The following is a 26,095-nucleotide window of genomic DNA, read 5'->3' as shown; positions in this document are numbered from 1 at the left end:
CTCACACCAGGATCAAAGGATAAATCCCCTGCTCGGCCAAAACCGGCACCAGATCGGCGCCGCGCCGCGCCAATACCAACACCCGGCAACCGGACTGCCGCATCCGCCGCAATAGCTGCGCCCCGTCCCCGGACTCGACCGGGAACAAGCCCGGCACCCGCCCGCCCTCCGCGCAACGCGACAAGACCTGGGCCGCCAAGGCCTGGAATCCGCCCCCTTCCGCCACCGGCAGCGCCACCGACAAGCCGCGGCCCTCGCCCCGCGCCAAGTCCTCCGCCAGACGCAAAGCCGCCCCGCCCGCGGCGGAGCCGTCGTACACCGTCCACACCGGGGCCGCCGCGGGCTGGAAAGGCCGCCCGGCCTTATGGCCCAGGCACAGGATATCGACCTGTCCCGCCTCCTCGAACACCGTCGCCATGAACGGCCCGCGCACGGCCTTGAAACCGACCTCGATGCTCAGGCGCTGGTTCAGGCGGGACAACAAGGCTTGGATACGCCCGGCACGGGCACGCAGGGCGCGTTCCAACCGGAGGCGGTCCAGCCCGCGCTCGGCGGCGGAATCGCGGCAGACTTCCCGTGCGAAGGGCAATCCGGCCAGGTTGGCGAGATTGGCGTCTTCCACCCATAACGCCAGCAAGCGGACCTGTTTACGCGCCGCCAGCGCCGCCGCCAGTTCCAACACCTCGGACTCGTTCCGCAACAGGTTCAACGCCACCACGATCCGGGCGGCTTGGAGGACGTCTTGCTCAGCCATGGCCGTCCCCCCCGCCCTGCTCGGATTGCCCGGACTGGGCCAAGCGCCTACGGATATCCGCCCATTCGAGCAAACGGCGCTCCACCCGGCCATTCACACTGTCGGCGGGGAACCGCCCGGCGGCGTCCCGCGCCCCGGCCTCCCGGCCCATCAGCAAAGCCAGCGCCTGATCGACCGAGGACACGGCATGGACCTGGAACCGTCCCGCCGCCACCGCGTCCACCACGTCCCGGCGCAACATCAGGTGTTTGATATTGGCCGCGGGGATAATCACGCCCTGTTGTCCGCTCAGCCCGGATTCGCGGCAGATATCGAAGAAGCCCTCGATCTTCTCGTTCACCCCGCCGATGGGCTGGACCCGGCCCTGCTGGTTGACCGAACCCGTCACCGCGAACCGCTGCTGGATCGGCAGCTCCGCCAACGAGGACAGGATGGCGCACAATTCCGCCAGCGAGGCGCTATCGCCATCGACCAGGCCATAGGATTGCTCGAACACCAGACTCGCGGCCAAGGCCAACGGCTGGCCCGGCGCATAGCGGGCGGCGAGGAAGGCGGACAGGATCATCACGCCCTTGCTATGGAACGCGCCGCCCAGGGCGGTTTCGCGCTCGATATCGACCACCTTGCCCGCGCCCAGCCGGGTGGTGGCGGTGATGCGGGCGGGCTGGCCGAAGGCGAAACCGTTCAGGCTGATGACCGACAAGCCGTTGATCTGGCCGACCACGCCGCCTTCGGTATCGATGAAGAGGGTCTCGCGGCGGATGGCTTCGTAAATCCGCTCGCGGATGCGGTCGGAACGGCGGATTTGCTGGTCGATGGCGGTCTGCACATCCTCGCGGGCGATGGCCGCTTGGTTCCGCTGCCCGGCCCAGTAATCGGCCTCCTTCAGCAAATCATCCAGGCCGCGCCAATGGGTGGAGAGTTTTTCGCTGTCCTCGACCCGGCGGGCCGACCATTCCACCACCCGGATCACCGCGTCCCGCTCCAAGGGCTTGAGGCCGTTGCGCCGGGCCAGGCTGCCGATCAACCGGGCATACAGGGCATGGCCGCCGGCGTCGCGGTCCATGGTTTCCTCGAAATCGGCGGCGACCTTGAACAGTTCCCGGAACTCGGGATCGTACAGGCTGAGCAAATAATACAAAGCGCGGTCCCCGGTCAGGATCACCTTGATATCCAGGGGAATAGGCTCGGGCTCCAGGGTCGCGGTGCTAAGGAAACCCAAGGTCCGTTCCAAAGGCTCGATGCGGATATCCCCGGTTTCCAGGGTGCGCTTCAAGCTTTCCCAGGCGTAGGGCTGCATCAGCAGTTTGCGGGCGTCCAATATCAAATAGCCGCCATTGGCCCGGTGCAAGGCACCCGCCTTGATCATGGTGAAATCGGTGATCAAAGCGCCCATCAGCGCTTGGTATTCGACCCGGCCTATCAGATTGGCCTGGGTGGGCAGGTTTTCGCAGACGATGGGGGCGTTGCGCTCGCCGCCGTGATCGACCAGGAGGTTCACCGCGTAGCGCTGCCAAGGATTGGCGCGCTGGCCCTGGTGGCCCTGGTGGCCCTGGCCCTGCCCCAGCAACACCGCCGCCATCCCGCCGCCACCCTCGGCCTTGGGAAAGAAATCGTCGGCATGGTCGATCAGTTCGCGCCGCATCAGGTCGAGATGGGCGGCCACCGGCTCGACGGCGGCATAATCGGCCCGCAATTCCTCCATGGGATGGCCGATGGCGAAACCGGCGATTTCCCGGTTCAGCGCCTTGAGCTTGTGCTTGGCCTCGCGCCGCCAAGCCGGGAACTGCCGCAGCAGCTTGGTCAGTTGCTGGTGCAGATGGGCGATATTTTCCTGGATTTCCTGTTGTTCGCCCTCGGGCAGTTGGCGGAAACGGTCCGGGCTGAACACCTCGTCCTTGGGGTCGATGGGCGCGAAGGCGAAGCCGGTCGGGGTCTCGATCAAGGCGATATGCTGGCGGGCCGCTTCCCGGCGCAACTCCTCGATGGCGTGGCTTTCGCGTTCCTTGGCCTCCTCCTCGATCTCCTCGACCCGCGCCCGGTATTCCTCGCCCTCGAACGCGGCGGGAATGGCCCCGACCAGTTCTTCGAGGGTCCGCGCCACGTCCTCGGCGAAGCGCCGCCCCAGTCCCGCGGGCAGGCGCAACGCCTTGGGCTTGGACGGCTCGGCGAAATTATGGACATAACACCAATCGTCGGGAGCGGGCCGGTGTTCGGCCTCGCGGGCGACCACCTCCCGCACCACGGTGGCCTTGCCCGCGCCGGGCGGTCCCAGGGCGAACAAGTTGAAGCCTTCCCGGCCCATGCCAAGGCCGAAGCGCAAGGCATCCAAGGCCCGCTCCTGGCCGACGGCGATGCCGATATCGGCCAGTTCGGCGGTGGTCTGGAACGGGAAATCGGCCGGATCGCAGGCGCTATAAAGACGTCCGGGCGGCAGGGAGGTCTGATGGTCCGTCATGGTGGTTCCTCCGGGGGTGGGGTTCGGGGCGGGCGGACTCCTCTCCAGGTAGACCCCGCCACCGCCCGATGATTCGGGCGGCGCGGGTGGCGGCTCACGCCCACCCTATAACTATGGATCAATCCGGCGGGATGGGGAATGCCGCTGGAATGCCTGGGCTAACGCGCCACCGCGTTCCAATCCGCCTCGTGATAGCCCACCAACACCTGATTGTCCAAACGGTTCACCTCGGTTTGCATCCACCCCATGTCCTGGGGAAAACGGAACAAATCGCGCTGGCTTTGCGCGTCCAGGAAGCGCAGCCCCAAAGGCAAGCGCTCGGCGGGCGCGAAACCGCCATGCCCCGCCAGGATGAAACCCCATTCCCCGAACGAGGCCACATAGGCGTGATAAGGCCAGGTGTGGAAACCCACCGCCGCCAAGGTGTTCACCACGCACCAAAAGCTGCGGCGGGCGGCATAGGGCGAGGTCGATTGCACCACCAAGAGTCCCGTCCGGGCCAGATGATGATCCAGCAACCGGTAGAACGCCGTGGTATACAGCTTGCCGATGCCGAAACTGGTCGGGTCGGGGAAATCGGCGACGATGAAATCGAACAGTTCGGGCGTCCGGTCCAACCACACCATGGCATCGGCATTGACCACCCGCACTCTCGGATCGGTCAGCGCCCCGCCATTCAAACCCCGCAGCCACTCATGGCGGCTGAACAAGCGGGTCATGGCCGGATCGAGCTCCACCAGGGTCACGGCTTCCACGTCGGGGTGCTTGAGGATTTCCCGCACCGCCAGCCCATCGCCGCCACCCAGCACCAGTACCCGCTTGGCCCAGGGCAACGCCGCCAAACCGGGATGCACCAAGGCTTCGTGGTAGCGGTATTCGTCGCGGGCGCTGAATTGCAGGTTGCCATTGAGGAACAGGCGCAAATCGTCGGCCCAGCGGGTCAGCACGATGCGCTGATAGGGCGTGGTCTCGGCGTAGACGATGTCGTCGCTGTAGAACTGCGCCTCGGCGTAGGCGGTCAAGCGCCCCGCCCCGGCCAACCCGGCCAGCAGCAAAACCGTCACCGCCGCGCACTGCCCCGCCGCCCAGCGCCAAGGCCCGGGCCGTCCCCGGAACAGCCATAGCGTCGCCGCCGCCACCAGGGCGTTGAGCAGCCCGAACAACAGCGCGGTGCGGATCATGCCCAAACGCGGGGCCAACACCAGCGGGAATAGCAAGGATACCGCCAGCGCCCCCAGATAATCGAAGGTCAAGACCTCCGACACCAATTCGCGGAACCGCACCTTCTCGTGCAGGATGCGCATCAGCAAGGGGATTTCCAGCCCCACCAGCACCCCGACCGCCAGCACCAACCCATACAGCGCCGCCATGAACGGTGCCCCGGCCTGGGCGAACAACAGGAACAACACCGCCGCCGACATCCCGCCGAACAAACCGACGGCCAATTCGATCTGCACGAAGCGCAGGATCAGGTTCCCGCCGATATGCTTGGACAGCCAGGAGCCGATGCCCATGGCGAACAGATAGGTGCCGATGACGGTGGAAAACCGGGTGACGGAATCGCCCAGCAGATAGCTGGCCATGGCCCCGGCGATGAGTTCGTAGACCAGCCCGCAAGAGGCGATGAGGAAGACGGAAACGAGGAGGGCGTATTTCAACCGGCCACCGTGCCATGAGGTCGGGACGAATCCCCAACCCGCCGCACCGCCCAGAAAACGGCATATAGCACCGTGATTTCCAGCACCGGATAAGAGGGCACCAAATATCTGGATTCCAAGCCGGCGTTGGCCACAAGCGAAACCAGCCTGGGAATGAAATAAGCCAGGAACAACCCGGAGACGATCCAGATTTCGCGCCGCCGACCGGCCAAGACCAGCGCGATAACCCACAACCCCAACAGCGCATTTTTATAGTAGCGGGCCAGTTTTTCACCGCTTCCCCCAAAAGGGCCACCCGCGAAATACAAGGTATCTTTTTGCTGCCAGATATTCCCGATCCTTTTCAACAGCAAAACCGGCTTGGGTGTCAGGTTGCCCCGGCTATCCACCAACCGCTGCAAATCGCTTTCAATCTCCTTGGGCAAAGAGGCTCCATCGTCCAAAGCGCCCAACCGCCGCAGAATATCCTTGAATTCGTCGGTATTCAGCGCGGGGTCTATGGATGTCCCATCCCAATGCTTGCCGAGCCTGCTATAGTGCTTGCCCCAAACCGGCCATAGGAAACCCGAGGTCGCGTTTTGGGCCAAGGCGGCACTCCGCCAAAACCCGACCACCGCCGGGGATAGGCCGGGATCGGCGATCACCGAGGGCAACAAAGGCAAACCCACGCGCCAAGCCCGTATCGCCATAATTCCCGGAACCAGGGTGGCCGCCAGCAGCAATAACACCGCCCGGCCAACCCCGGCCCGCCACCCCGATAGATAAAATCCCGACGCGCAGGCTGGAATCAGCAACCATATCGAATCCCAACGCATCGCTATAGCGCAACCCAAGGCCACAGCCAGCCTCCACGTCCTTAGGCGGCGCTCCGCCAAAGACCCATATATTTCGGCGAATACCCATAACGACCCAGCGGCGGCCAGCGTTTCGGTCAAGACCCAACGCGACCATCCGACGGTCACGGGCGAGCCAGCCAGGACGATTCCCGCAATGAACAATAGGCGCGGACTACGATGCCAGCGATAGCCCATCCATAGCGCATACACCACCACCAATGCGAAAACCAGGGTTTGGATTTGGGCGATTTGCAGGATACCGCCACCCAATAATCCGACTGTGGCGATCAACAAGGGATAACCGGGCGGTTGGCTACCCCAACTGGGTTGACAGGCCTTGCTATCGGGAGCCGAAATGGAATAGCACTGGTTTTTCAGGAGATTTTCGGCATGGATGAAAAAATAATTGGAATCCGGGGTAAATACCGGTTTGCCATCGAGCAACCCTAAACGCACCAATAGCGCAAGGGCGAAGACCAACCCCAAAACCACCGCGACCCGATAGCGGGATGGCCGTGTTTCCGAATCCTCTGGGTTCATCTTATCCACATCCGTCCGCCGCCCCGGACTTACCCATGGATCGCCGCCGCCACGATAATCGAAATCCCCAAACACATCGCCGCCGCCAGGATCGCCAACGGCAGATTCCGCTCCTTGACGATTTCATGCCAGAGCGCATAGGGCGTCAACAAATCGATAATGATGAAAGACACCCAGAATACGGCGACGCCCAACAAGGAATAGATCAAGGAATTGAGCAGCGCCACAGGATTGAACCATTCCAACATAAACCCCCCTCCATTTCATTTGTGGAAAATAGATTGCCCGGACCCCAAACGATGGCCGGAGCCGGACGACGCATCGTCGCCACCCACACTCCAGCCCCGGTATTGGGCATAGGCAAAAAGCATCAGGACCAGCAAGCCGTATATCCAATAAGGCCGGTAATACATGCAACCCCCTCAGGAGGAAATCCAGCTTGCTTGTGGATGGTCGCTGTCCATCCAACGGCGGGTTTCAAAGGCATTATGCCGCCACGTCGCGATACCCGGCCAAACCGCCAAGGCCAACACGGCCAGGAAGAAATTCCCCCAACCGGCCCGCGCCCTTTGCACCGTCAGATCGCAAGTAACCGAGGTCCAGGCTTGGGAAACCGCGTCGCTCTCGGCGGACACGGCCAGATAATACCGCCCATCCGGCACCCCGGAAAAACTCAAGGCACCATTACGGTTGCCCTCGTCCCAATATCCCTCGTCATAGCCCGAGTAATAACTGAATTCGCGCTCGGCGTTATACACCAAGCCGGTATCGACGCCGACCAAGGCCACGCCCAGATCGACCCAGTTATTGGCGAGATTGGTACCGACCTTGACCTCGACCGGACCCAAGCCATTGATATCGAAGGGCGGCGTGGTTTGGGTGGTTTCGGGCTGGGAACGGTCCAGGGTCACGCGGGTGTGGATGGCTTCCGGCGCGCCGCTTTTGACCAGCAAGCCGAGATGCAGCCCTAATAGCATCAAGGTCAGCGCCAAGAAACTCCACCAATAACCCGCGATCCGGCCTTGCCAAGGCGAAGGCTGGTTGGCATAAATCCCATAAGGTTCGGGTAATTCCCGCTCCGGTTTGAAAACGGCGGCGATTTCCTCCCGCCCGATATATTCGCCGAACGAATAGGTGATTTCCTTGCTGGTCCATTCCTGGGATAACAGCCAGGGCGGATCGACATAATCCCGCATCCGCGCCGTGTCGCCCAAGCGTACTTGCCAATAGAATTCGCCCAGCACGAATACCACCCGCGCCTCGGAATCCTGGAAATGCCTGAGCCGCCTTTGCTGGTATTGGGCGAAACCCGGCCCGAACGCCGGTTGATGGGTGGTGGGCCGGAGATAGTTCCAATGGCCTTGGTATTCGCTCAGCCAATCGAAACCGCCGCCCCGGTTGAGCAACAAATATTCGCTCCAACGGTAATCGATGCCTTCGAGCCGCGCCTCGCGCTGCATGAAGCCGACGACTTCGTAATCCTGGCCGCGCAGTTTGCCCCGGCCACCGAGTGGAATCCGGGGGCGCGGACTCCGCTCCAATTCGGCCCGGAATACGATGGGATGGCGCTGGTCTTGAAGATCGTGGGCCGAGCCGCAACTGCCGCAGACGATGACCACGCTGGTCGGCAGTTTGGGCAGCAAGGGCGCGCCGCACTGGGCGCAGGCGAAGCTCTGGACTTGGAGCGCCGGGCCGCGCACGGTGGTATCGCGCAGGTTCTTGAGTTCCAGCGCGTCGAACCGGACCTGTTCGCCGACGAACAACAGCGGCGGGATTTCGCTGTAATCGAGGGTGGCGAAAGCCTGGCCGGGACCGCGCAAATCCACCAGGGCGGTGTCGTAGCCCGCCCCGACCCGGAACGGCAATTCGCCCTCCCCGGCGATGCAGCGGGCTTGTTCGAGATTGGCGACTTGGAAATCCTGGCCTTGCAGGGCGAGGTGCTGGCCGACGCGGAGTTCCTGGAAACCGGGGCAAGGCTCGGGCGGCGGAACCAGGAAGGACACGGCGCACAACCCCGGCGTTTCGCCCAACCAGCCGGTGCGCCCGTTGTGGAACAGCAAATACCATTCGTTCCACAAGCCGGCTTCGTATTGGAGTTGGATGCGGCCCAAGACCTGGAAGCGCTGGCCTTGGTAGCGGCCTTCGCTGCCGAGTTGGACCGGCGAGGCGTCTTCCAACAACTCGGCCATCTTGCCGAGGTTTTCCAACGCCGATCCCTGGCGTAACAAGGTGCTATGGCAGTATTCGCAGACCGCCAGGATGGAGGCGGCGGAGCGGAACAGGACTTCCGCACCGCAAGAGGGACAGGAGGCGCGTTTCACAGGACGGGACCGCGATGGCCCTTCAAACCAGCTTCTTCAGCAATTCCGCCTTCTTGGCCTCGAACTCTGCCTGGCTGAGGATGCCCTTGGTCATGAGGTCGTGGAGCTTTTCCAGGAGGGCCGTAATGTCCTCCGGCGACGAACCCGCGCCGTTGCCCTGCCCCGCCGCGCCGCCCGTGAAGGCATTCGCCATCGCCTGCCCCAAGGCCATGCCCGCGCCCAGTCCGGCACCCGCGCCCGCCACCCCGCCCGGATTGGCGGCGGCGATGGGGATCGATTTGGCGGCCTGGAACTGGGCGTATTGGTTGAGATCGCCCACCATGTTCATGCTGATGCGCTCGTCCAGCACCTTCTGCAATTCTTCCGGCAAGGACAGGTTCTGCACCACGAAGCTATCCAAGGCCAGCCCCAAACGGCTGAATTCCCCCGCCAGTTTGGCCTTGAGCATCACCGCCATCTCGTCCTGGTTGGCCGCCATGTCGATGAAGGGAATCCCGGATTCGGCGAACAAATCGGTCATCGCCCCGATCACGGTGCCGCGCAACTGGTCTTCCAGATCGTCCACCGTGTAGATATCGCGGGTGCCGCTGACATTGAGGAAAAACAGCTTGGGATCGGCGATGCGGTAGGCGTATTGACCGAAACCGCGTAGCCGCACCATGCCGAATTCCTTGTCGCGGATCGTCACCGGGTTCGGCGTCCCCCATTTGCGGGCCAATTGCAGCCGGGTGCTGAAGAAATACACATCGCTTTTGAAAGGCGATTGGAATAGTTTGTCCCAGTTCTTCAGGTTGGTCAGCAAGGGCATGGTGCGGGTATCCAGGGTATGGGTGCCGGCCCCGAACACATCCGCCGCATGGCCCTCGTCCACCAACAAAGCCATCTGGCTTTCCCGCACCACCAATTGCGCCCCATACTGGATTTCAAAATCCGGCATGGGATAGCGGTAGGCCAGTATCCCGTCGTATTCCTCCACCCATTGGAGGACATCGACAAACTGCTTCTTGAGGAAATCGAAAAGTCCCATCGCGAGTCTCCCGGAAAATAAGGATGCGGAGGTGGCCCAAGGCCGCAGATCAGCGGACGGCCTTGGGTAGAGAATCGATCACGGCCCCGGCTTCCGCCCGTTCCAGACCGGTGGCCTCGGAGAATTTTTGGATGGCCTCGGCTTTGGATCCGGTCCCGAGCAAGTCTTGGATTCGACGCAAAGCCAGCGGGGAAAGCTCCACGATCCGGCCATCGATCACCAAGCCCACCGAATCGGTAGCGGTGGATTCGGGGGTTTCGGCCGCGGTAGCTTCCGGTTCCGCTGGCGGCGCGGGCTTGGGCGCGGCCAACCACTGGCCCAGCACAAACCCCAGCAACAACCCTATCCCAACCCCCATCGCCAAGGCGATCCACTCGGGCGGAATCCCCCCCAAATTGGAACTTCCGGCCAATCGTTCCACGGACGCGAAACCTCCGGCCTAGAGGGGCTTCTTGGCCCGGAAAATATAATAGCGGGCCAACCCGCCATTGAAGACTTTCCACTGCGCCAAAGCCACTTTGAAATTGGCGGTCTGGGCTTTTTTCCGCAAACCCAAAGCCTGCATGACGACCTGCATGGGATAGGTCCACAGCGCGGTCAGATACATCCGTCGCGAGGACGGCAGGGCTTCCTGGGTGGCCTCGGTGACATGCACTTCCGTGAAACCGCATTCCTCCATCCCGGCCTGGAATTCCTCGGCGCTGGACAGATTGGGCACGGCCCAGCCATTCAAGCAATCCATGATGGCCTGCCATTCCTCGGCGTTGAATTCGCGGCGAGTGGCATAACCATCGCAGGCGATCAAGGTGCCGCCCTTTTTCAATAGGCGATAAGCCTCGTTGAAGAAATCCCGTTTATCGATGGCATAGCAACTGCTCTCGATGGCCCAAACCACATCGAAGGATTCATCGGGAAACGGGGTTTGGCAGAAATCCGCCACCTGGAATTCCACCTTATCGGCGACGCCGTGGCGCTGGGCATTGCGCTGGGCGTGCGCCACTTGCTGGGCGCTGACGGTAATCCCGACGGCCCGGCAACCCACGTTTTTCGCCAACCAGATGGAACTGCCGCCGATGCCGCACCCCGCGTCCAAAACCCGCTGTCCAGGTTCGATCCCGGCGATTTCGCAGAGTATGCGGTTCTTATTCAATAAAGCCTGGCTATGGGTTTTGGTGTCCGCGTCCCAATAGCCATAATGCAAGGCCAGATTCTCATTATCGAACCAAGCGGTGCGGTAATCCCAGTAGCAATCGTCATAATGTTTGGCGGTATCCGTGCGGATTTCCTCCTGGGAGAATTCCACACCTTTCCTAAGGCTATCGGTACGGTAATCCTTGTTGGGTTCTAAATAATAAGACATCGGACTCTTTTTAGCGTGAAGTGAAGCGATAGGTGGGAAGCGGACCCGAAGCGCACCGGCGGGCGGTCATCCATGGCGGAAAGCTTATCGTCCCTCCATCCGGCCAGAGATTTGTTCGGACATGTAAAACACCGCGTCGGCCATTTCCTGGTTATCCAGCAAGGGATGGCCCCCTTTGGCCGGCATCAGCAAAAAGCCACTCTTGGCATGGTCGCGCATTACCGATTGGGATTGGAAGGAACGGTGTTTCCAAGCCTCCCGGTCATGTAAACGCGGCGCGCCGCCCTTGCCGGTGGCATGGCATTCGGCGCAGGCCGATTTGTAAACTTGCATCCCTTTCCGTACATCCAGCTTGTTGCCGGTTTCCGAATCCATGGATTCGGCCCAGGCGAGGGTGGCGAACACCCAGCCGGCCCAGAGCGGAATCAAACGAAGGATGGCTTTCATGGTTTCCCCTGCCCGAAGATGGGTCTGCGATTGTCGAACCCCCGGCCACGGCGGCCCGTCCCGAGTGGGCGCAAGTATATAGGCGCGTCGGCGGGACGGGAACAGGATCCAGCGCGGCCATTTTGCAGTGCGGACTTTGCTTTGAAGCCAACCACGGTCCGCGGCTTCCAGGCCCGGCGGACCGCAGCGATCCGCCTTGCTTCGCGCAGCGTTGCGGGGACGGGGCGACCTACCCACCGCGCTGGCGAGGCCGCGCATTCTAACACCCACGGACGGCTGCGATGGGAAAAACGGGGCATGCCGGGGAATACAGTCGAGATCGGTACGGCAATCATGGTATAAACCCGCCCCGGTGCCAATCGACAACCCCATCACCCTCCAAACGCGAAACCTATGGACTTTATCTTATTGCTGAAAGCCCTAATTCTGGGCATCGTCGAAGGACTCACCGAATTCCTACCCATTTCCAGCACCGGGCATTTGATCCTGGTGGGGGATTTGCTGCATTTCAACAACGAGCGCGGCAAGCTATTCGAAATCGTCATCCAATCCGGGGCGATCCTGGCGGTCTGTTGGGAATATCGGGTGAGATTATTGGGCGTGCTATTCGGGCTACGCCACTCGGCGGAAGCCCGGCGCTTCCTGCTCAAGCTATTCATCGCCTTCCTGCCGTTCGCCATTTTAGGGTTGTTATTCGGCAAAGCCATCAAAGCCCATTTATTCCAACCCATCCCCGTGGCGCTGGCCTTTGTCGTGGGCGCTTTCGTGATTATTTGGGCCGAAAAGCGCCCCCATAAAATCCGGGTGGAATCGGTGGATGATATGGGCTTGCTGGATGCCTTGAAACTGGGTATCGCCCAGACTTTCGCGCTGATTCCCGGCACTTCCCGCTCCGGGGCGACCATTATCGGGGGATTGTTGTTCGGGCTGTCGCGCAAGGCGGCGACCGAATTCTCGTTCTTCCTCGCCATCCCCACCCTGGTGGTGGCGACACTATACCAAGTCTATAAAGAACGGGCCTTGCTCTCGGTGGACGATCTGGGCATGTGGGCGGTCGGCTTCGTCTCGGCCTTTGTGTCCGCCTTCGTCTGCGTGCGCTGGCTTTTAAGGTATATCTCCAACCACGATTTCATGGCCTTCGCATGGTACCGCATCGCTTTCGGTTTGGCGATCATCGGCACTTGGCATTTTGGCTGGGTGGATTGGAGCCACCCTTAGAAATCCTGGGCGGTATTTTTCCAATACCCGGAAAAACCGCCCTATTCCATCAAGCCCGCTGGATCGGGAATAAGGAATAGAAATTGCGGGTGGTGGATTCCGCCACCGCTTCCAAGGAGGTTTCCCGGAGCCCCGCCAAGAATTCGGCGACCTGCCGGACCCTGAACGGATAATTGGGTTTTCCCCGGTATGGCATCGGTGTGAGATAAGGGGAATCGGTCTCGACCAAAATCCGGTCTTCGGGCACCCGCTTCGCCGCCTCCTGGATGGTCCGGGCATTGCGGAAAGTCAATATCCCGGAAAACGAGATATAAAAATTCAAATCCAGGGCGCGCTGGGCGGTTTCCCAATCCTCGGTGAAACAATGCAAGACGCCCCCCACCTCGGCAGCCCCTTCCTCGGCCAGAATATCAAGGGTATCCTCCCTGGAATCACGGGTATGGATGATAAGCGGTTTACCCACCGCCTTGGCCGCTTGGATATGCCTCCGGAACCGTTCCCGCTGCCAGCTCAAATCCCCTTCGCCGCGGAAATAATCCAGGCCGGTTTCGCCCACCGCCACGACCTTGGCGTCCCCCGCCAACTCAATCAATTCTTCCACCGTGGGTTCGCGGTTATCGCGCTCGTTGGGATGGACGCCCACCGATACCGAGATATTGTCATAACCCTCGACCAAAGCCCGCATGGACGGATAGCTTTCCATGTCGATGGAAATACACAGCATATGCCCGATCCCATGCGCGGTGGCCTCGCCGACCAGCTTGGAAAAATCATGGTCGTAGGGGGCCAGATCGAGGCGGTCGAGGTGGCAATGGGAATCTACCAACATCGTCGAAATCCTGAAGTTGCAAAGCAAAAAAGCCCCCCCGCCTGAGGCGGGGGGGCCGAGCCGATCACGGCGGATGGGGGCGCGTCAAGCGCCCCGGCCGCTTACATGAAGGACGGGATCAACGGCGCGTCGATCTGGGTCACCTGACGGTTGCCAGCGGCGTCGAAGAAGAACAGGAGGCCGGCGAAGCGGCTGTCCGGATCGTAGATGATGTCGGACAGGCGGTAGACTTCCCACGCCGCGTCGGAAGCGGTCACTTCCACGGTGCGGGTCTCGCCGGGAGCCAGCGGGCTGTTGTCGCTGACTTCCAGGCCGTCCTCGGCCAGCAGGTCCTCGGGATAGCCGGTGGTGTCCTTGTACACGTCGGAGTCCAGGAACCGCACGGACGCGGTGTAGAACTCGCCCAAACGCACGGCGCTGTTGCCGCTGTTGGTGATGGTCAGCTTCATGCGCATGGCGCGGCCCGGCACGCGGTAGCTGGCGTCCTCCACCTTGACGGAGACGGTCGGCTTGGTCATCTCGATCGGCTTGATGCCGCGCAGGGTACCGGCCTGCAGCGGGATGGTGATCGGGTACTTGCCGTTGGCACCGGACATCGCGAAGATCACCAGCAACAGGGTGCCGGCCGCGAAGCCCATGGCGACCTTGCGGTCGGTCCCGGAAACCAGCTCGTCGGCGCGGCCGGCGTCGGCCAGCAGCATGCGCGGCAGGAACACCGGACGGCGGACCCAGTAGACGATCCAGGCCAGGCCGATCGCGTACCACAGGGCGTGCCAGAAGTAGGTGTTCTCCAGGTTGTAGCTCTCGAGGTCCACGGTCTGGCCGGTCAGGGTGGTGACCGGGTTCTTGAAGTCGCCCATCGAGCCTTCGATGGTGATCCACTTGCCGGGCCCGATGATCGGACCGCCGCCCTGGACGTTCATCATGGTGTGGACGTGCCAGTCGCCGGGGCGGCGGGCCTTCAGCACCACTTTGAACTCATAGGTCTTGCCGATCTCGAGGCGCACGGAACGCGGCACCAGCTGGCCGCCGATGTAGGATTCCTTGCGGATGAAGACCGGGCCGGGAATACCGATGTTCAGGAACGATACATCCGGCTCGTCCACGGTTTCCGGCCAGCCCTCGAACACGTGGAACTTGCCGGTGATCTCGACCTGTTCGTTGACCTTGACCTTTTCCTTGCTCCACTTCAGGTCGTACCAGTGGATGGTACGCATACGCATGAACGCGGCCTGGGACTTTTCGCCGTGCGCGGAGGCGTTCGGCGCGTAGAAGCTGGTCGCCGCGAACGCGGTCAGCAAGCCGACCATGGACCACTTGGCGATCCTGTCTTTGAGTAGTTTCATAGTTCTTCCTCTCTCTCGAGTCTGTTCTGTTGTGGCCGCCCCCGCGCGCCCTCGGGCACGCTCCGGGGCTCCGGTGCGGATGGGTGCGTTCCCGGCCGGGCGGACCCGGCCGATCCCTATCAGGTGTTCTTCAGGAAGCGGACGTTGGAGAACCAGCGGCCGACGAAGTGCCACATGAAGTAGATCAGGATGGACATGAAGCCGGAGAAGAACGCGGACACCGGGGCCACGTCCTTACCGAAGGTACGCAGGGTGCCCTTCTCGACCATGCGGATGTACTCGGGGGTGCCGGTACGCACATAGTTGTAGCCCTGGATGTCGGCGATGGACATCAGCATGCCGTTGTATTCAACCGGCACGTGGATCGGGGCGATGATCGGCCAGTTGCCGGGGTAGAAGATCAAACCCCAGGCCAGGCCACCGATGATGGCGGTGAACAGGTAGCTGCCGGACAGCATCAGGCAGACGTCGAGGATGATCGCGCCCGGGACCAGGATGGCCGGGAACACGAAGTTCACGGGGAAGTAGGTCCAGCCCCAGAAGTTGAAGTAGCGGTTGACCCATTCACCGAACAGCAGCGCCAACACGCACACGGTCGCGGCCCACGGCTGGCGGAAACGTTCCCACAGGAACACCTGCGCGGCGGCCGGGAAGGTCACCAGCACGATCGGGGTCACGGTGACCCACAGGCGGCGGTCCTTCCAGTCGGACCAGAAGTCCCAGTCGCCCATGGTCAGCATCGCGTGGATGTGGTACGAACCGCAGATGACGAAGAAGAAGATGAACAGGCCCAGATAGTCGATGGTCCGGGAAACCTGCACGGCCTCGGCGTGGGACCGGACCGCAGATTGAAGTGCGCTCATGAGTTACCTCCAAAGTTTCGTTTTATAGTCTTCTCGGGCGCGGCCACAACCGGCCGCGCCCATCACTCCCTGTGTCCGGCACCGGAACCCCCCACGCCCACAGGGCATCGGGGACCGGCACCGCTTCCGTCCGCCTTACTTGGCGATCAGGCCCTGGTCGACCGCTTCGCAGACGTCCTTGCCGATCACGGTCGCGAAGCTCGCGAAGATCTGCAGCAGCACGCCGGCGATGGCCAGCGCCAGCCAGCCGAAGATCACGAAGCCGTAGTGCAGGGGAGCCACGAACAGCTCTTCCATGAACCAGAAGGTGTGGCCCCATTCGTTCAGGCCCACGTTCGGCAGGATCATGAACGGACCCACAACGGTCACCAGGTACGGCAGGGACAGGCCCTGCGCGAAGTACGGCAGGCGGGTCTTGGCGTACAGGAACGCGCCGAAGCCGGTGATGATGTAGATCGGGTAGCTCAGGTAGAACTCGATGATGTGCGACGGGGTGAAGTCGGTGTCGCGCACGATGGTCTGGTGCCAGGTGCCGTCCTGCTCGGTGAAGTAGGAAGCGCCCCAGTAGATCGCCCACGCATAGGCGAACACCCAGATCAGGTGGGTCATGTTGCGGCGCAGCTCTTCGCGCGGGGTGATCGCGGCCAGGTTGCGGTCGCGGCTCTTCCAGATGTAGCCCCACAGGATCGACGCGGTGGTCACTTCCAGCACGATCTCGGTGTACAGGAAGTTCATCCAGTAGGTCTCGAACTCAGGCGCGAAGGAGTCCAGGCCCGCGGCCCAGCCGTACACGCCTTCGTACCAGCGCACCCACATGTAGAACACGGTGTAGATCGTGAACGCGAACGCCAGCCACTTCGTATCGAGCAGCGGCTTGTCCTGCGCGGCGACGCCGCCAGCGGTTGTTGCAGCCATTTCTTTTACCTCTTGAAAATTGCTTCTATAACGGCGGTTCGACCGGATTCCGGCCTCCCCTCCGCCTCGCCCCGGCAGGCCCTTGAACGCCCCCGGAACCCCCGGTCCCCCGGGTGCGGTGCAGTCTATCACCCGCCAAACCCTTGTCAAGAAATTATCGCGACATTTTGTCGCACCCCGTTTTTCCCCCATCCCCACCGGGTTTCCGGCCCGGAAGCCGGGTTCCAAGGCGGCGGCCATTATCGGCACAACAGCGGGACCGCGCTTTACGCTAAAATCCCTATCCGCCCCATAAAAATCCGCCCCGACCCGAGGGGCACCCCGGACCAATCACGACCCCGACCGCAAAGATGCGCCCCTTTCCAAAACCGCTGCTGCCCGTCCTGGCCTTGTCGCTCCTGCCTTTCGCCGCCCCCGGTGGCACCGGCCCCCGCCCCGACGCCGCCACCCTCGCCCGCGCCTGCGGCGGTTGCCACGGTGCCCACGGCCAGGGTTTCGATACCATCCCCGCGCTGACGGGAATCCCCGAAGCCGAATTCGTGCGGCGCATGAAGGCGTTCCGCGACGGATTGCGGCGGGCCACAGTCATGGACCGCATCGCCAAAGGCTACACGGACGAAGACTTCGCCGCCGTGGCGAAGTATTTCAGCCATTGAGAACAGGAAAAAACCGCATGACCCAGTTTTCCCGCCGCGCCTTCCTGGGCTGGGCCGCCATGGCCGGCCTCGCGGGCACCCTAGGCTGTTCCGGCAACCGCTCGAAACCCGGCAAGCCCTCCCTCGCCAACGCCAAGGTCGTGGTCCTGGGCGGGGGTTTCGCCGGGGCGACCGCGGCGCGCTATCTGACCCTGCTCGACCCTTCCCTCAAAGTCACCCTGATCGAGCGCAACAGTTATTACCTGCCCTGCCCCGGCTCCAACGAATTCATCACCAGCCTGCCCGGCCACAAACGCCCCAAGGAGTTGCGCTTCGATTACAAAGCGATCAAGGCCACCGGCGTCCAGTCCGTCACCGGCGAGGCCAAGGGCGTCGATATCCGCAACCGCGCGGTCCTGCTGGCCGATGGTTCCACCGTGCCCTACGACCGGCTGATCGTGGCCCCCGGCATAGACTTCCGCTGGGACGCCATCCCCGGCTACGACGAGGAAGCCAGCCTCATCGCGCCCCACGCCTGGCAGGCCGGGCCGCAGACCTCCCTGCTCCGCCGCCAGCTCCGCGCCATGCGCAACGGCGATGTGGTCATGATCGTGGTGCCGCAGAATCCCTATCGCTGCCCGCCCGGCCCCTACGAACGCGCCTCGCTGATGGCCCATTTCCTCAAGCGCCATATGCCGCGCTCGAAAGTCCTGATCCTGGATGCCAAAACCCAGTTCTCCAAGCAAGCGCTGTTCATGCAGGGTTGGAAGGAACTGTATCCGGGGATGGTGGAATGGATTTCGGCGGAGAAGGAAGGCCGGATCGAGCGGGTGGATGTCCACAAGCGGACCGTGCATACCGATTTCGGCCGCCACCGGGCCAATGTGCTGAACGTGATCCCGCCGCAAAAGGCCGGGAAACTGGCGCAGATCGCCGGCTTGGTGGACGATTCGGGCTGGTGTCCGGTCGATCCCCGCAGCTTCGAATCGACCCTCGCCCCTGGCGTGCATGTCATCGGCGACGCCTGCATCGCGACGCCCATGCCCAAATCGGCCTTCGCCGCCAATGCCCAGGCCAAGGTCTGCGCCGCCGCCGTGGTCGACCTTTTGTCCGAGCGCGAACCCGGCCCGCCCGCCCTCATCAACCATTGCTACAGCCTGTTGAGTCCCGAGTACGCGATTTCCGTGACCGGGGTCTACGAATACTCCCCTGGCGACAAAACCCTGGTCGCCACCGCGACCGGCGAAACCCCGCCCCACGGCGACCGCGAGCGGGAAGCCGCCATGGCCCATAGCTGGCAAGCCTTGTTCATGAAGGAAGTGTTCGGCTGAATCAGGCCCGCTTGGCGATGCGCCCGCCCCACAACGCCAACATCAAGCCGAGCAGGCTGGCCCCCATCGCGATATCGGCGTAATACCCCGCCAGCGCCATGCTGGCCCCGCCCCCCACCACCAACAAAGCCGCCCCCGCCATCCGGCAAACCATGCCCCAATCGCCCCGCGCCGCCGGGGCTGGGCGCGGGACTTCGGCTCCTTGGCGCGGCGGCTTGGACCGGGGCGGGCCGCGTTCGATTTGGGCATGGGCGAAGGAAGCCGCGTCCTCCAAGGGTTCGAGATGGGTGACGATGGCGATGTTGGGCAGGGCCGCGCCGATATCGGCCTCGATCCGTTCCAGCAGATCGTGCCCGGCCTGCACCGTATGGCTGCCCGGCACCAGCACATGGACGGTCATGAAGCGCTGCATCCCGGAGGCGCGGGTCCTTAGATCGTGGAATTGGATGCCCTCGGCCCGGTAGCCTTCGAGGATGCGCTCGATATCCACCATTTCCGCCTCGGGAATCGCCGCGTCCAACAAGCCGGACGCCGAGCGGACCATCAATTCCAACCCCGACCACACGATTTGCACCGCCGCCAGGAAGGCGATGGCGGGATCGAGCCATTGCCAGCCCGTCCAGGCGATGCCGCCCAAGGCCAGCAGGATCGCGCCCGTGGTCCAGACATCGGACATCAAATGCTTGCCATCGGCCTCCAGGGTGATCGAGCCGTATTCGCGCCCCGCCCGCAGCAAGACGCGGGCGACCGCCAGATTGATGAACCCGGCGGCGGCGGACACCGCGATGCCGATATCGAGTTGGACCAAGGGTTGGGGATGCCAGAGGCGTTCCCAGGCGGCCCAGGCGATGCCGCCCGCCGCGACCAGGATCAAAGCCCCCTCGAAGCCGCTGGAAAAATACTCGGCCTTGCCATGCCCGAACGGATGGTGGCTATCGGCGGGCCGGGCCGCGAAGCCGAGCATGGTCAGGGCCACGATGGCCGCGACCAGGTTCACCAAGGATTCTGCGGCGTCGGACAACAGCCCGACCGAGCCCGTCATGCGATAAGCCTGGGCCTTGAGTCCGATGGTCAGGATCGCGGCGAGGATGGATAGCCAAGCGAACCGCGCCAATGAAGGCGGGGTTGCCGGTGGGGCGGCAGGATTCAAGCGGGCTCCAAGGCGCGGGCCAATAAAGGCTGGACCGAATCCGGGAAATCCAGGGTCAAGGCCCGGTTCCGCGCCGTCCCGGACATCTTGTTCCAGGTCTTGCGGACGATGCCCAATAGCTTGTCGTCGTCCTGGGTCGCGGTGAAGGCCAGGAAGTAGTATTCGAGGAAGACCAAACAAGCCACATCCTCGATCAACTGCACCTCCGGGTCGGTTTTCATGCCGCGCTTGGACAGGATCGCCCGGACCCGCGCCACATCCTCCGGCGGATAGCCCGCCCCGGCCATGAGTTCGCCCACTTTTTCGCCATGGAAACCGTAGAGGAAAGTCCGCCATTTCAGATAACCCTCGCGGGTCATGGGATAGCTATCGCGCGGCACTTCCCAGCGCCTAATATGCTGGCCGCGGGCGGCGATACGCAGCAAATCGCCCGCTTCGGGCCGGAGCTTTTCCAGCCATTCCGACATGCGCCGCCCGTACAGCAGTTCCTTGGGCTGGGATTCGCCCTGCCAGATTTCCTGGTTGGGGTCGGCGGCATTGGCCTGGTCGATGAGGCGCAACACCAAGTCGAGATTGGGAGTATTCATTGGATCGGTCCAGTCAAAAATTATAAAAAAGCCGCTATCGACAGCGCGACCGTGGCTTATCCATTCACAAGCGCAAGCCCAAAGGATTCCCAGGATCGACATGATCCATGAGCGGCTTGCGCCGGTCCTGGTCGGTCACTTGGTAAATCAAACCCAGCCAGTTATTGAACACCGCCTTGGCGGTATCGCGCCAAGTATTATCCAAATGTCGGAGGATGTCGGGCTCGGGGAATTCCGGGGCGGGTTGGCCAGCGCGCCGGGCGCTACGCAAATGCTGGCCGTATTCGCTCAACACCTCGCCCACCTCGGTATTGAAGTAATGTTCCGGGAATGGCGGATAATCCTCCCGCTCGCCGTGATAATAGCGCAAGACCTCGCGTTTATATTCCTTCAACAAACTCACGGTGTCATACTCGGGATGCCCCTGGAAATACACCACCCGCAGCAAATCCCGGCTCACCGCCAGATGCACCCCCGCCTCGGCGCTTTCCACCAAGACCTTGAGCCCGGCCCGTTCCATATCCTCGCGGAAAATTTCGTTGAAACGGGAATGCGGCACATCGAACCGGGTATTGATGGTGGACACCAAAGGGTGCCGCCGCTCCACCACATGATGGGAATAAACCCCCCAGCGCTTGAACCCCAAATGGGTGCGTGGAATCCCGGTCGCATACTCGAACAAGGCATGGGTGGCGAGGCAGGAACACAGAATGGAAGTCACGTTTTCCCGCGCCCAATCGAACACCTCGGTCAAAGGCTGCCAAAACGGCTCCTCCGGCAACCGCGGCTGGCTGACATTGGCCCCGCTCACGATCAAACCATCCAAACCCTGGGCCTTGATCTGCTCGAAACTTTCATAATAACGCCCGATATGGGCCAAAGCCTCGGGACTGCGCTCCTGGCCCCGGATGGTGAAGGGATGCATATGGAATTGCACGATGGGATTGGCCGCGCCCACCAAGCGGAAAAACTGCCGCTCGGTGGCTTCCAGGGCCGCGTCCGGCATCATATTCAACAGGCCGATATGCATCTCGCGGATATCCTGGTGGCTGGCGCGTTCGACGGACAGGATTTCCTGGCCTTCATCGTGCAGGCGCTGGAAGGTGGGCAAATCGGTATGGGCAACCAAGGGCATGGGAATCAGGTTCTCCGGTCTCTTATCAAACGGGCTTAACGGCCCAAGGCGTCCCGCAGCAAAGCCAGGAAATCGGCCTCGGTTTCCACCTCGGCGATTGCGCCGGCATCGACGGTATAGCCATAGCGGTCGGCGATGGCTTGATAACGCGGCAGGCGCGAATGGAACAGTTTGGGGAATACCCAGCTCACGAATTGGTCAGGGGGAATCCGGTCGATGCTGGCATAGCCGTTTTCCGCCATGAATACGGGTAATTGCTCGTCCAGAAAACTTTCCCGGTAATACAAGGGCTTTGGATCATTGCGGGCGCGTTCGATCAACATATGCTCCAACTCAGGCGTGGTGCGGATATATAGGATCAAAGTATGCTCGGCCAGGATTTCCAAGGTATCCGGGTCGTCGAGTTCGCACACGCTGCCGCCGGCATCGTTGATGAAATTACGGTAGCCATAAATGGATTCCACCTTGCGGATGAATTCCGGCACATCGCGCATGGCCCTGATTTCGGCATCGCGGTGCAGGGCTTGGCGGCGCTTGAACTCCTCCAGGGATAACCCGCCCTTGGCCGGATCGCCCAACTTCCCCAGGAAGGTGGACACCGGGACCAGATTATCCACGGTGATATTGCTGCGGATATAAATCGAATCGGAGCGCAACAATTCCCGCAGGAACGGCACTTCCATGGCTTGGCGCTTGATATTATCGGAAATCGGCTCGTTGAGATAACGGGTACCGATCCGGTAATCGCCGGAATAATGGAACCAGGTTTTTTTGGGAAGCTTATCGGCCAGCGTGGTTTTGCCGACCCCGGACATCCCCAAAAGGGTGATCCGCTTGGCATCCCAGTCCGAAAATTCCCCAGGCGTCATTTTCATGATATTGGCGTAGGTAGTTGGAAATACGGAAGGCGCGGAAGATACCCAGGCCAATGCGGGTATCTATTCGCGGTTGATCATATGGTCGGCGGTGCGGGCGAACGCCGCGAGCAGGGCTTCCCGCAAGTTGGCTTCGATAGCCATATCGTCCAGCGCCCGGACCATGCACAGCATCCACTGGTCGCGTTCCGCCGGGCCGATGGCGAAGGGGAAATGGCGCATCCTGAGCCGGGGATGGCCGAATTCCTCCATGAACAAATCCGGGCCGCCGAACCAGCCCGACAGGAATTTGAACAGCTTGTTCTTGGCCCCCGTCAGGTCGGGGGCGTGCATGGCGCGGATGCCCTGGGCTTCGGGCAGGCGGTCCATATGGCCGTAGAAACGCTCGACCAATTCCCGGACGGCGGTTTCTCCGCCCAGCAGGACATAGGGGGTGACGGCGGGAGGCGGATTCATGGCGGGTCTTCCGGGGTGGGTCAGAAAGCGCCAGATTCTAACAGGCTTGATCCGGGATGGGCGCATACCGCCCAACCTTGACGCCCGTTCCGGGCTTGGGGATGATGGTCGCGCTTGAGACAACCGCCGCCATGGGATTTAAAGACGGCGGACTTTCAACCTCCACACACCAGCCCAGACACCGTGAGCGCAGCACCTTTATACGACATCAAAAACAAATTGCAGGTCACCTGCCAAAATTGCAGCCTGACCTCCCTTTGCATACCACGCGGCCTAGCGCGGGAGGATATCGAACAAATCAGCCGCATCGTCAACCGCAAGAAAACCCTGCAACGGGGCGAACACCTTTTCCATAAAGGCGATAAGTTCCGGGGCATCCTCGCCATCAAGGGCGGCACCGCCAAAACCACCACCTACGACAGCCAGGGCAACGAATATGTCACCGGGTTCTGGCTGCCGGGGGAATTGCTGGGCTTCGACGCCCTGGCCGGGGACCGGCATAAATACTCGGCCATCGCCCTGGAAACCCTGAGCTATTGCGAACTTCCCGCCGACCAGTTGGACGAACTGTGCCAGCGGGTGCCCAACCTCCTGCGGGAATTGTTCCGCCACGCCAGCGCCCGGCTGGACGGCGAGACCGAACAGGCCATCCTCAACAAACAGCCCGCCGAGGAACGGGTCGCCGCCTTCCTGTTGAACCTCTCGGACCGGCTGAAGGAACGGGGCTTCTCGGCGGTCGAATTCCGCCTGAGCCTGAACCGGCAGGAAATCGGCAATTTCCTGGGGCTGGCGCTGGAAACCGTGAGCCGGACCCTGCGCGGCTTCCAGGACGAGGGCTTGATCGCCGTGCAGCATAAGGACGTGCATATCCTCGACCTCGAAGGCTTGCGCACGGTCTGTTCCCACCGCGATTGAACCCCCGGCGGGAGCGGCTCCGGCGCTTCCACCGGGTTCCCGGCCCGATCATTCCCCATCCGGCGGCGGGGTGGACCCGGTCCCGTACCAGTCGCTGTCCTTGTAGAGGCCGTGGATATGCCGCAACAGCACCATGACCACCGCCGCCAAGGGCAAGGCCAGCAGCACCCCCAGGAATCCGAACAACTGCCCGCCCGCCAGCACGGCGAAGATCACCGCCACCGGATGCAGGCCGATCTGGTTGCCGATCAGCCAGGGCGTGAGCCACATGCCTTCCAAGAGATGGCCGATGCCGAACACGACCAACACCGAAACCACCGACGAAAATTCACCGGACTGGGCCAAGGCGGCGATGGCGGCCAGCGTCACGCCGGCCACCGCCCCGGCATAGGGGATGAAGCTGACCAGCCCCGCGATCAAGCCGATCAGCAAGCCTTGTTTCAAACCGATCAGCCACAGGCCGAGGCTGTAGATGGCCCCCAGGGCGACCATCACCATGAACTGGCCGCGGAACACGGCGCTCAAAACCCCGTCGACCTCGCCGACCAAGCGGGCGACGCCCGGTACCCAGCGCCGGGGCAACAGGCCACGGACATGGCCGAGCATCACATTCCAGTCGCGCAACAAATAGAACACCACCACCGGGATCAAGGCGAGGTTCAAGACCCAGGACACGATCACCGCGCCGGAATGGGTCAAGGATTCCAGCACCGCCGCGGCATCGCCGCCGATCTTCTGCCAATAGGCGCTGAGGGTGGCGGCGATCTGTTCGAGGTTGCCCAGCCGCACCTTCACCCCGAAGTGCTTTTGCAGCCAGCGGAAAAAAGCCGGCAAGTCGTCGATGAAGCCGCCGATCTGCTCGGCCAATACCGGCAACAACAGCAGCAACAGCGCCACGAACAACAAGACGATGCCAGCGAACACCAGGATGACGGCGGGCAAGCGCCGCAAGCCCGTCCGCTCCAGCCGGTCCACCCAGGGATCGGCCAGATAGGCCACCAAGGCCCCGGCCACGAAGGGCGTCAGCATCGGGGCCAGCAGATAGAGCAAACCGCCCAATCCGCCGGCCAGGGCCAGGACCAGCCACCGATTCATGGGAAGCCCCAAGGGCGGGATTCAGGGCGGCACGTCAATGGTGGGCGCACTTGGATTTATGGCAGGCGGGCGCGGGTTCGGCCTTGGCCTTGCTTGCGGAGGCGTGGGTTTTCTTCGCCGCCGGGGCTTCGGCCTTGCTGGCCGTGCGATGGGTGGCGGTCGAGGCATCGGCCAAGCGCAGCGGCTGGGCTGGATGGTGCGCGGTGTGCGCTGCCGCCGTGGCATGGTGCGCCGGATGGTGGGCGGTGTGGGCGCGCGGGACCGGCGTGGCGGTTTCGGCGGCCATCAGCGCCGGGGCCGAAGGCCGGTCGAATTCCACCACATGCAAGCGGGGGTCCGCGCCTTCCAACTGGGCGAAACCATCGTCCAGCAATTCCCGCATCAAGGCGTCGCGGCGCTTGGCGCTGGGACCGCCGAACACCACGCCGATCAAGCGATGGCCGTTGCGCTGGGCGGAAGCCACCAGATTGAACCCGGAAGCGTTGATGAAGCCGGTTTTGATGCCATCCATCCCGGCGTAGGTTTCCATCAGATGGTTGTGGTTCTGGAAGCTATGGCCCTGGTAATAGAACACCGGGGTCGAGAAATAGGTGTAGTACTGCGGGAATCGTTTGTTGAGCGCCTTGCCCAGCCGGAACATATCCCAGGCCGTGGTGACTTGGTTGGGATCGGGCAGGCCCGAGGCGTTGCGGTAGACGGTGCGGCTCATGCCGAGTTGGCGGGCCTTGTCGGTCATCGCCGCCGCGAACGCCGTTTCCGACCCGGCCATGCCCTCGGCGATGGTGCTGGCGGCGTCGTTGGCCGAGCGGGTGACGAGTCCCAGGATGCCCTCCTCCACGCTCAAGGTATCGCCCACCCTCAGCCCCAACCGGGAAGGCGGCCGCAGCACGGCGAAACGGGAGGCGCGGAACAAAGTGTCCGAGAACAAGCGCCCCTGCGACAAAGCCTCGAACACCAAGTACAGCGTCATCATCTTGGTCAGGGAGGCGGGATGGCGCAATTCGTCGGCATTGTGTTCGTAAAGCACTTGTTCGGTATCGACATCCGCCACCAGGGCGGCATAGGGTCCGGCCAGGGCGGCGGTGGGCAGGGACAGGACGGCCCAGAACAGACCGGGGATCAAACGGCGCAAAACGGCAACCTGAGGCATCGTTCGGAAAAATCCAAGGAAGGTTGAAGAATCCTCCGGCGCGGACGGGGCCGGAGGTTTGAGCTTTGACAAGGCCGATCCCAAGCCTGCCGGAACGCGGGGCGCACCCACCGCGCCACGGAGCGAAGCCGCTTCGCCCCAGGACGGATACCCTGGCACGAAGCCCGCTGGCTTTTGCCAAAATCAAGCCGACT

General features: G+C 62.5%; 25 protein-coding genes. 4 read left to right on the top strand and 21 right to left on the bottom strand.

The genetic code is table 11. From position 1 onward, the window contains the following. Position 1: 1 nt before the first annotated feature. The 10 genes from K5658_RS10615 to K5658_RS10570 all read right to left on the bottom strand — a co-directional run bounded on the left by K5658_RS10615 (position 2) and on the right by K5658_RS10570 (position 11,401). The gene (locus K5658_RS10615; RefSeq protein ID WP_221063117.1) at positions 2-754 is read right to left on the bottom strand and encodes a hypothetical protein; all 753 of its coding nucleotides are present in this window, start codon (positions 752-754) and stop codon (positions 2-4) included. Next, positions 747-3,212: a Lon protease family protein gene (locus K5658_RS10610; RefSeq protein ID WP_221063116.1), complete on the bottom strand. Its 2,466-nt coding sequence runs from the start codon at positions 3,210-3,212 to the stop codon at positions 747-749. Before K5658_RS10610 ends, K5658_RS10615 begins: the two co-directional genes overlap by 8 nt. Positions 3,213-3,370: 158 nt before the next feature. After that, positions 3,371-4,870, bottom strand: coding sequence for a polyamine aminopropyltransferase (locus tag K5658_RS10605; protein ID WP_221063115.1), 1,500 nt, complete (start codon positions 4,868-4,870; stop codon positions 3,371-3,373). Then, entirely contained in the window at positions 4,867-6,246 is a 1,380-nt protein-coding gene (locus K5658_RS10600; protein WP_221063114.1) for a hypothetical protein, read from the bottom strand. The genes K5658_RS10605 and K5658_RS10600 overlap by 4 nt, the downstream gene beginning before the upstream one ends. Positions 6,247-6,275: 29 nt before the next feature. Continuing rightward, positions 6,276-6,494 carry a DUF350 domain-containing protein gene (locus tag K5658_RS10595; protein ID WP_221063113.1) on the bottom strand — a complete coding sequence of 73 codons (219 nt, stop codon included), beginning with the start codon at positions 6,492-6,494 and terminating at the stop codon, positions 6,276-6,278. A 174-nt stretch (positions 6,495-6,668) separates the two neighbouring features. After that, positions 6,669-8,567 (bottom strand): DUF4178 domain-containing protein, encoded by a 1,899-nt coding sequence (locus K5658_RS10590; protein ID WP_221063112.1) that lies wholly within the window; start codon positions 8,565-8,567, stop codon positions 6,669-6,671. A gap of 22 nt (positions 8,568-8,589) precedes the next feature. After that, on the bottom strand, positions 8,590-9,594 hold the full coding sequence (locus K5658_RS10585) for an SPFH domain-containing protein (RefSeq protein ID WP_221066959.1): 1,005 nt from the start codon (positions 9,592-9,594) through the stop codon (positions 8,590-8,592). A 49-nt stretch (positions 9,595-9,643) separates the two neighbouring features. Next, positions 9,644-10,015 (bottom strand): hypothetical protein, encoded by a 372-nt coding sequence (locus K5658_RS10580; RefSeq protein ID WP_221063111.1) that lies wholly within the window; start codon positions 10,013-10,015, stop codon positions 9,644-9,646. A gap of 18 nt (positions 10,016-10,033) precedes the next feature. After that, positions 10,034-10,954 (bottom strand): methyltransferase domain-containing protein, encoded by a 921-nt coding sequence (locus tag K5658_RS10575; RefSeq protein ID WP_221063110.1) that lies wholly within the window; start codon positions 10,952-10,954, stop codon positions 10,034-10,036. An 84-nt stretch (positions 10,955-11,038) separates the two neighbouring features. After that, positions 11,039-11,401, bottom strand: coding sequence for a c-type cytochrome (locus K5658_RS10570; RefSeq protein WP_221063109.1), 363 nt, complete (start codon positions 11,399-11,401; stop codon positions 11,039-11,041). A 393-nt stretch (positions 11,402-11,794) separates the two neighbouring features. On the opposite strand from K5658_RS10570, the gene K5658_RS10565 reads away from it, so the two are divergent. After that, entirely contained in the window at positions 11,795-12,619 is an 825-nt protein-coding gene (locus tag K5658_RS10565; RefSeq protein WP_425515847.1) for an undecaprenyl-diphosphate phosphatase, read from the top strand. A gap of 49 nt (positions 12,620-12,668) precedes the next feature. On the opposite strand, the gene K5658_RS10560 is transcribed toward K5658_RS10565, so the two are convergent. The 4 genes from K5658_RS10560 to amoC form a co-directional block, all read right to left on the bottom strand. Next, entirely contained in the window at positions 12,669-13,448 is a 780-nt protein-coding gene (locus tag K5658_RS10560; protein ID WP_221063108.1) for a TatD family hydrolase, read from the bottom strand. Positions 13,449-13,549: 101 nt separating this feature from the next. Next, the gene (gene amoB, locus K5658_RS10555) at positions 13,550-14,794 is read right to left on the bottom strand and encodes a bacterial ammonia monooxygenase, subunit AmoB (protein WP_221063107.1); all 1,245 of its coding nucleotides are present in this window, start codon (positions 14,792-14,794) and stop codon (positions 13,550-13,552) included. A 119-nt stretch (positions 14,795-14,913) separates the two neighbouring features. After that, on the bottom strand, positions 14,914-15,657 hold the full coding sequence (gene amoA, locus K5658_RS10550) for a bacterial ammonia monooxygenase, subunit AmoA (RefSeq protein ID WP_221063106.1): 744 nt from the start codon (positions 15,655-15,657) through the stop codon (positions 14,914-14,916). Positions 15,658-15,792: 135 nt separating this feature from the next. Further along, complete coding sequence (gene amoC / locus K5658_RS10545; RefSeq protein ID WP_085214207.1) at positions 15,793-16,572, bottom strand: bacterial ammonia monooxygenase, subunit AmoC; 780 nt, start codon at positions 16,570-16,572, stop codon at positions 15,793-15,795. A 350-nt stretch (positions 16,573-16,922) separates the two neighbouring features. Here amoC and K5658_RS10540 point away from each other — a divergent pair, with 350 nt between their 5' ends. Continuing rightward, positions 16,923-17,228: a c-type cytochrome gene (locus K5658_RS10540; protein ID WP_221063105.1), complete on the top strand. Its 306-nt coding sequence runs from the start codon at positions 16,923-16,925 to the stop codon at positions 17,226-17,228. Positions 17,229-17,245: 17 nt separating this feature from the next. Beyond that, positions 17,246-18,538, top strand: coding sequence for an NAD(P)/FAD-dependent oxidoreductase (locus tag K5658_RS10535; protein WP_221063104.1), 1,293 nt, complete (start codon positions 17,246-17,248; stop codon positions 18,536-18,538). 1 nt (position 18,539) lies between these two features. Here the strand turns inward: K5658_RS10535 and K5658_RS10530 are convergent, their stop codons facing one another. The 5 genes from K5658_RS10530 to K5658_RS10510 form a co-directional block, all read right to left on the bottom strand. Continuing rightward, positions 18,540-19,688, bottom strand: a complete 1,149-nt coding sequence (locus K5658_RS10530) for a cation diffusion facilitator family transporter (RefSeq protein WP_221063103.1) — start codon at positions 19,686-19,688, stop codon at positions 18,540-18,542. Beyond that, positions 19,685-20,275, bottom strand: coding sequence for a DUF4202 domain-containing protein (locus K5658_RS10525; protein ID WP_221063102.1), 591 nt, complete (start codon positions 20,273-20,275; stop codon positions 19,685-19,687). The genes K5658_RS10530 and K5658_RS10525 overlap by 4 nt, the downstream gene beginning before the upstream one ends. A 64-nt stretch (positions 20,276-20,339) precedes the next feature. Next, positions 20,340-21,410: a homoserine O-succinyltransferase MetA gene (metA, locus tag K5658_RS10520; protein WP_221063101.1), complete on the bottom strand. Its 1,071-nt coding sequence runs from the start codon at positions 21,408-21,410 to the stop codon at positions 20,340-20,342. A gap of 35 nt (positions 21,411-21,445) precedes the next feature. Beyond that, a complete protein-coding gene (locus tag K5658_RS10515; protein WP_221063100.1) occupies positions 21,446-22,285 on the bottom strand; it encodes a P-loop NTPase family protein in 840 nt (279 codons plus the stop codon). 63 nt (positions 22,286-22,348) lie between these two features. After that, on the bottom strand, positions 22,349-22,741 hold the full coding sequence (locus K5658_RS10510) for a group II truncated hemoglobin (RefSeq protein ID WP_221063099.1): 393 nt from the start codon (positions 22,739-22,741) through the stop codon (positions 22,349-22,351). Positions 22,742-22,924: 183 nt separating this feature from the next. Here K5658_RS10510 and fnr point away from each other — a divergent pair, with 183 nt between their 5' ends. Then, a complete protein-coding gene (gene fnr / locus K5658_RS10505) occupies positions 22,925-23,656 on the top strand; it encodes a fumarate/nitrate reduction transcriptional regulator Fnr (RefSeq protein ID WP_085214223.1) in 732 nt (243 codons plus the stop codon). 48 nt (positions 23,657-23,704) lie between these two features. Here fnr and K5658_RS10500 read toward each other — a convergent pair whose 3' ends face one another. Together K5658_RS10500 and K5658_RS10495 are read right to left on the bottom strand one after the other, a co-directional pair. Then, on the bottom strand, positions 23,705-24,751 hold the full coding sequence (locus K5658_RS10500) for an AI-2E family transporter (RefSeq protein ID WP_221063098.1): 1,047 nt from the start codon (positions 24,749-24,751) through the stop codon (positions 23,705-23,707). A gap of 34 nt (positions 24,752-24,785) precedes the next feature. Further along, positions 24,786-25,901 (bottom strand): D-alanyl-D-alanine carboxypeptidase family protein, encoded by a 1,116-nt coding sequence (locus K5658_RS10495; RefSeq protein WP_221063097.1) that lies wholly within the window; start codon positions 25,899-25,901, stop codon positions 24,786-24,788. Between the last annotated feature and the right edge of the window lie 194 nt (positions 25,902-26,095).

Origin of the sequence: Methylomagnum ishizawai, from assembly GCF_019670005.1 — a bacterium.
GTDB classification, from domain to species: domain Bacteria; phylum Pseudomonadota; class Gammaproteobacteria; order Methylococcales; family Methylococcaceae; genus Methylomagnum; species Methylomagnum ishizawai.
The sequence above is the reverse complement of the archived record's forward strand: the minus strand, read 5'-3'. Positions and strand labels throughout refer to the sequence as shown.